This window comes from Homoserinimonas sp. (assembly GCF_056262345.1).
In genome coordinates this window covers 1-6146 of the sequence record NZ_JBACFR010000198.1, presented here as the reverse complement: position 1 = coordinate 6146, position 6146 = coordinate 1, and the positions used below count along the sequence as shown (strand labels likewise).

Genomic DNA, 6146 nt, shown 5'->3' with positions numbered 1-6146 from the left:
GCCCCCAGCCAGGTCTCGAGTTCCGAGAGGCCGGCGGTCCGAGCGAAGCCGCCGCGGAGGATGCCCAGGGTGAATGCGATCGGAACGCCCCCGATCACAACCAGCTGCGCAATGCCCCGCCAGTAGGAGTCGACCCCAAAGAGCCCCTCGAGAACGACGGAGCTGAACGGGATGAACAGAATGGCCAGCATGCCGTAGGCGAACAGCGGCACGAGGGTTCGCCGGCGCGCAGCATCTGCCGCACGCAGTCGCGAGACAAGAACACTGGCCGTGCCGATGGCGACGGCGAGCCCGATCACGCTCTGAAGCACGGATGCTGTGGCCGCGAGCCCCGGAAGGTCGCCGACGAACAGGGGCGATTGTGCGCCGGGGTCGAAGAGGTAGCCAGGAGCCTCCAGCACGAGCGAGTTGGCGTAGGCGGCGAAGACAATGCAGCGAGAGGCTCTGCCCTGAATGCGGCCAGAGGGGAATGCATGCAGCAGGTGCACCGTCAGGGCGAGCACGACCGTGGCGCTGACGGTGCCCACGATCGTCAGCTGCAGATTGAGGCTATTCGAGAGCCCGGCGGCGAGGACGGCAAAGCCCGCGAGCACGATGAGTGCCCCCATGCGGTTGCCGGGGCGACGCCACCAGGCCAGGATGCCCGCGGCGAGATAGATGCAGACCACGACGGTGTAGAGGGCGACGCCGGTGGCGGCGGCGGGGTCGACGGCCAGGTTCAGCAGTGCGCTCCCGAGGGCAATGGACGAGGCTCCGAGCAACGCGAGGGCCCACCGCAGTGAGCGCACGACGGGAGACGACCGAACCACCGCGACTTCCCCCATCACCCCAGAATACTGGTTTCGATGAAGCGCTTCGACGGCGAGGGGGCCTAGAGGTTGTTGAGCTGCGCCATCACCTGGCGGGCGATCGTGCGACCGGAGCGTTGCGCCCCAATTGTTGATGCCTGAGGCCCATACCCGGCAAAGAAGATGCGAGGGTCCTTCCACGACGACGCGTTGCCGACCGTGACTCCCCCCTCCTTCTCGCGCAGGCGCAGCGGGGCGAGGTGGCGAAGCTCTGGCCGAAAGCCGGTGGCCCACACGATGACATCGGCATCGGCTCGCGTGCCGTCTGGCCAGATGACGCCAGTGGCATCCACTCGGTCGAACATCGGTTTGCGCTCGAGCAGGCCCCGCTCGATGGCCGACTGGATGCGGCGCGTTCGCGGCACCCCCGTGCCGCTGACCACGCTGGGAAGAGCCCTGCCTTCTCGGGCCGCCTCGTCCTGTGCCGCGACAGCGCGTCTGCTGTCTTCGAGGTTGAGCTCGCCGTCGTCGCGAAGCTCGATGGGCCTGCGGCTCACCCAGGTGATGGTGGCCGCAACGTTCTCGAGCTCCATCACGAAGCCAATGGCCGAGGTGCCTCCACCAACAACCACCACGCTCTTGCCCTCGAAATCACTCGCATCGCGATAGGTGGTCGTGGTGACTTGTTCGCCCTCAAACCCGTCGAGTCCGCCATACCAGGGCACGAACGGGCTGCCCCAGGTGCCTGTGGCGTTGACGACAACATCGGTGACGATCTCATGCAGCCCATCGACATCCGCGTACTCGACGACCAGGTCGATGCCGCGGTTGAAGACCTGCGTGACGGATGCTGGCCGCACAACATCGAGCTCAAAGTGCTTTTCGTAGGCCTCGTAGTATTCGGCGACGACCTCGCGTGCGGGCCGCTGGCGATCGGCCGTCTCGAAGCTGAGGCCGAGGTCGTCGAGCCCCGGCAGGTCGTTGATGCGGTGAGCGACGCCGATGCGCAGGGCCTCCCAGCGGTGCTGCCAAGCACCGCCGGCTCCGGGCCCGCGGTCGAGGACAACCAGGCCGTCACCGGGTTCAAGCCCAAGCCGCTTCAGGTAATACGCCACCGAAAGCCCCGCCTGCCCGGCCCCAATAACAACAACGGATGCTCGAGTCTGCGTTGTGGTCACGTCGATACGTTAGCGGGCCTATCTGGGCGAACTGTCATGACTCCCCGGCAAAGACGCTTAGCCACGTGATCCACAGGGCGCGCCCGGGGTTTGGGCTGACCGGGCATGCTAAAGTGGGCAGTTAGTTTTTGTAGTTCCTTGTTGGTCAATCCCGAGCAGCAATTGCAGGCGTCGGGCAGGAATCGTGAGGGGGTCAAACCCATGGGGCGCGGCCGTCAAAAAGCAAAGCACACCAAGGTCGCCCGGGAGCTGAAGTACTTCAGTCCGGAGACCAACTATGACGCGCTTGCACGTGAACTCACGTCTGCAGAGCGCGACGCAGCAGCGGCAGCACGACTCGAAGAAGACCTCGAGAAGTGGCCTGAGTTCGCGGATGGAGGCGACGAAACGCGCACAGCGTAACCGTCGCACCCTCAGCGCGAAGCAGACAGCGCTCATAATTAGCGCCAACTAACAGCGCTAAGCAGTCACAGAGCATCCCGCAGATCTAATGATCGGCGGGATGCTCTTGCGCGCCGTGGCGGCACATTCCCGGGCGCTCTCTGGCCCGGGCAGGTGGCACTAAGCGAATGCGCCCGTGAGGCGAACCGCCCCGCCGTCAACGCCCTTGGCGCCCTGTTCGAACCCGTCGAACGAACGCTGTGCCATGGATACCTCGCCGGCAACCCATGACGGGATTCCCTCGGCGTTCATGAACTCGATGACCTTGGCCGCCGAATCGGCAGCGACGACGGCAAACATGCCGACCCCGAGGTTCCAGGTGCCCTCGGTATCTCCCAGCGTGATTCCGCCCATATCGGCAAGCACCCTGAACACATCCTGCGGCGCCCAGCTTGACCGGTCGACCTCGACCCACGACCCCTGCGGCAGCACCCGCGCGAGGTTCGCGGCGATGCCGCCGCCCGTCACGTGGCTCAGCGCATGAACCGCGGTCGGATGCTTCTGCAGCAACCGCACCAGCGGCCCCGTGTACAGACGTGTCGGCTCGAGCAGAACCTCGCCGACAACTCCGCCCAGCGAGTCGGATGTCTCGGTGAACGAAACACCGGCACCCGCGAGAATGTGGCGAACGAGCGAGTACCCGTTGCTGTGCAGGCCAGAGGACTGCATCCCGATGACGACGTCACCGTTCTGCACCCGCTGCGGGCCGAGCAGAGCATCCGCCTCGACGGCACCCACAGCAGCACCGGCGACGTCGTAGTCGTCGACGCCGAGTAGGCCGGGGTGCTCTGCAGTCTCGCCGCCAACGAGGGCCGTGCCGGTCTCGGAGCACGCCCGAGCGATGCCGGCCACGATGTCGGCGATGCGCCGCGGCACAACCTTGCCGCAGGCGATGTAGTCGGTCATAAAGAGGGGGGTGGCGCCAACCACGATGATGTCGTCGACGACCATGCCGACGAGGTCCTGGCCGATCGTGTCGTGCTTGTCAATCGCCTGGGCGATGGCAACCTTGGTGCCGACACCGTCGGTGGATGTGGCCAAAAGGGGGCGCTTGAACGCCGTGAGAAACGAGACGTCGAAGAGCCCGGCGAAGCCGCCGACCCCGCCCAGCACCTGGGCGCCGTGGGTGCGAGCGACCGCAGATTTCATCAATTCGACTGCGAGGTCACCGGCCGCGGTGTCCACTCCTGCTGCGGCGTAGCTGTCTGCCATTGAAGGTTCCATTTCGTCGGCCGGGTGCGGCGTGAAAGACTATGTTCGTTCCTCCCCAACTCTACGGTCTGGAGTCTGCACCGAATGTGCGGCATCGTCGGCATCGTCTCTTCTGAGCCTGCCAACCAACTCGTTTATGACAGCCTTCTCTTGCTGCAGCACCGTGGGCAAGACTCAACAGGAATCGCGACCGCCGACGGTTCGATGTTTCACTCTCACAAGGCCAAGGGCCAGGTGCGGGAGGCATTCCGCACGCGGGACATGCGCGCCCTGCCCGGAACCATGGGTCTCGGCCACGTGCGCTACGCCACGAAGGGCGAAGCATCCAATGAGCAGGAGTCTCAGCCGTTCTACGTGAACGCGCCGTACGGCATCATGCTCGTGCACAACGGCAACCTCACCAACACGCGTGAGCTCACGAGCGAGCTCTTTCACATCGACCGCCGCCACCTCAACACGACGTCAGACACCGAGTTGCTCGTCAACGTTCTGGCCCACGAGTTGCAGGAGCAGATCACGGGCAGCGAGGAGCTGAACCCCGACCAGGTCTTCGCCGCGGTGAGCAGGCTTCACCAGCGCGTCGAAGGCTCCTACGCGGCCATCGCGATGATTGCCGGAAAGGGTCTGCTGGCGTTCCGCGACCCCTTCGGCATCCGCCCCCTCGTGCTCGGCCGACGCGTTTCTGGCCTGGTTGGCACCGAGTGGGTCGTCGCCTCTGAATCGCTCGTCCTCGAAAGCGGCGGTTACGACATCGTGCGAGAGGTTGCCCCCGGCGAGGCCATTTTCATCTCGCTCGATGGCGAGATGGTGTCGCAGCAGTGTGCAGCGAACCCGCGCCTGGTGCCGTGCTCGTTCGAATACGTGTATCTGGCCCGCCCCGACTCGATCATGAACGGCATTTCGGTCTACGAGGCCCGGCTGCGGCTGGGCAACCGCCTCGCCGACACCATCGCCAAGCACACCCCGCTCGGCGACATCGACGTTGTCATGCCCATCCCCGACTCGTCGCGCCCTGCCGCAATGCAGGTCGCTCAAAAGCTCGGCGTGGAATACCGCGAGGGCTTTTACAAGAACCGTTACGTTGGCCGAACGTTCATCATGCCCGGCCAGGCTCAGCGCAAGAAGAGCGTGAAGCAAAAGCTCAACGCGATGGGCAGCGAGTTCCGCGGCAAGAACATCCTCATCGTCGACGACTCGATCGTTCGCGGCACGACCTCCAAGGAGATCGTGGAGATGGCCCGCCAGGCCGGCGCCAACAAGGTGACCTTCACCTCGGCGGCCCCGCCCGTTCGATACCCCCACGTCTACGGCATCAACATGCCGTCGCGGCTGGAGCTCGTGGCCCACGGTCGCAAGATTCCCGAGATCAACCGGGAGCTCGGCTCAGACAACCTGATCTACCAGGAGGTCGCCGACATGCAGGCGGCGATTCTCGAGGGATCCGGTGTGACGGAGCTCGAGATGAGCTGCTTCACGGGCGAGTACGTGACGGGCACCGTGAGCGAGGAGTACCTGCGCTGGGTGGAGCAGAACCAGCTCAGCTAGCCCGCCTAGAGCTGGTCGGTGCCGTGCTCTAGCTCGCGCACGCTCTCGTGCTCGACCGTGAGCTGGCGTGCCCGCTTGCTCGAACGACGGTCGAGCAGCAGCCCCACAAGCGCACCGAGTGCGATGCCGGCGGGGATGCAGAAGATCGAGAGGTACCCGAGCATCGCGGGGAACCCGACGAGCGGGTCGATCTCGAATGCCGCCGTGAGAATGAGCGCAACGATAAAGCCGACGAGGCCACCGAGTACGAGGAACACGGGAATGCGGGGCGCGCGCCGAATGCTCAGCTGCTGAACCTCCACTACGGGCTCGATGTCGACCGCGCCACCGACCGGGATATCGGGATGGCCCACCGCGCTGGGCTGGCCGAGGTCCGTGTGCTGCGCGGGGCTCGTGGGGCTGTCGCCCTCTGCGTGCTGACCGGCCGTGTTCTCACTCATACGTCTATTCTCCCCGACCCGAGCATCCGCGATCGCCGTGAATGTGCGATTGCTATTGCCAGGCGAGCGGGAGCAGCCCCGAGAGGTCGGCGCGGGTTCCGGATGCTGACACGCGCGCGTCGGCGAGCGCGTCGGCCCACGAGACTCCGCCAGTAGCGAGGGCGATCCATGTGGCCGGGGCCATCTCGATCACATTGGGCGGGGTTCCTCTGGTGTGAGTGGGCCCCTCGACGCACTGCACGGCACCGAACGGAGGCACCCGCACCTCCACGGTGGGCCCGGGCGCGGCATCCGTGAGCACCTGGAGCAGGTAGCGCGTTGCCGTCGCGATCGTCTCCCGGTCGGCGGCGCCCTCGAGAGCCTGACGCACGGCGTGCGCCCCGATGTGGGTCTGGATGCGGGGCTTGGCCATGCATGCAACGGTAGCAAGGGGCCTGCCGCCAGTGTTGTGGATGCCACACTGGCTGTATGGATGTCGCCGCCAACTACTTGACCGCCGACCTAGAGCCGCTCACGGCGTCTCGGATTGTCTCTGCGTGGCA

The 6146-nt window shown here is 65.6% G+C and carries 6 protein-coding genes and 1 pseudogene; 2 read left to right on the top strand and 5 right to left on the bottom strand.

The window, feature by feature from the left end; translation table 11 throughout:
• Together AC062T_RS09690 and AC062T_RS09685 are read right to left on the bottom strand one after the other, a co-directional pair.
• A pseudogene (locus AC062T_RS09690) lies at positions 1-827 on the bottom strand (hypothetical protein); the annotation flags it as partial.
• 44 nt (positions 828-871) lie between these two features.
• Entirely contained in the window at positions 872-1966 is a 1095-nt protein-coding gene (locus AC062T_RS09685; RefSeq protein ID WP_476029527.1) for an FAD-dependent oxidoreductase, read from the bottom strand.
• Between the two features lie 201 nt (positions 1967-2167).
• Here AC062T_RS09685 and AC062T_RS09680 point away from each other — a divergent pair, with 201 nt between their 5' ends.
• Complete coding sequence (locus tag AC062T_RS09680) at positions 2168-2368, top strand: DUF3073 domain-containing protein (protein ID WP_108518151.1); 201 nt, start codon at positions 2168-2170, stop codon at positions 2366-2368.
• Positions 2369-2527: 159 nt separating this feature from the next.
• Here AC062T_RS09680 and purM read toward each other — a convergent pair whose 3' ends face one another.
• On the bottom strand, positions 2528-3619 hold the full coding sequence (gene purM, locus AC062T_RS09675) for a phosphoribosylformylglycinamidine cyclo-ligase (RefSeq protein WP_476029525.1): 1092 nt from the start codon (positions 3617-3619) through the stop codon (positions 2528-2530).
• Positions 3620-3703: 84 nt separating this feature from the next.
• Between purM and purF the strand changes: the two genes are divergently transcribed.
• On the top strand, positions 3704-5164 hold the full coding sequence (gene purF, locus AC062T_RS09670; RefSeq protein WP_476029523.1) for an amidophosphoribosyltransferase: 1461 nt from the start codon (positions 3704-3706) through the stop codon (positions 5162-5164).
• A gap of 5 nt (positions 5165-5169) precedes the next feature.
• Here the strand turns inward: purF and AC062T_RS09665 are convergent, their stop codons facing one another.
• Both AC062T_RS09665 and AC062T_RS09660 read right to left on the bottom strand, forming a co-directional pair.
• The gene (locus AC062T_RS09665) at positions 5170-5604 is read right to left on the bottom strand and encodes a hypothetical protein (protein ID WP_476029521.1); all 435 of its coding nucleotides are present in this window, start codon (positions 5602-5604) and stop codon (positions 5170-5172) included.
• Positions 5605-5656: 52 nt separating this feature from the next.
• On the bottom strand, positions 5657-6016 hold the full coding sequence (locus AC062T_RS09660) for a sterol carrier family protein (protein ID WP_476029519.1): 360 nt from the start codon (positions 6014-6016) through the stop codon (positions 5657-5659).
• Between the last annotated feature and the right edge of the window lie 130 nt (positions 6017-6146).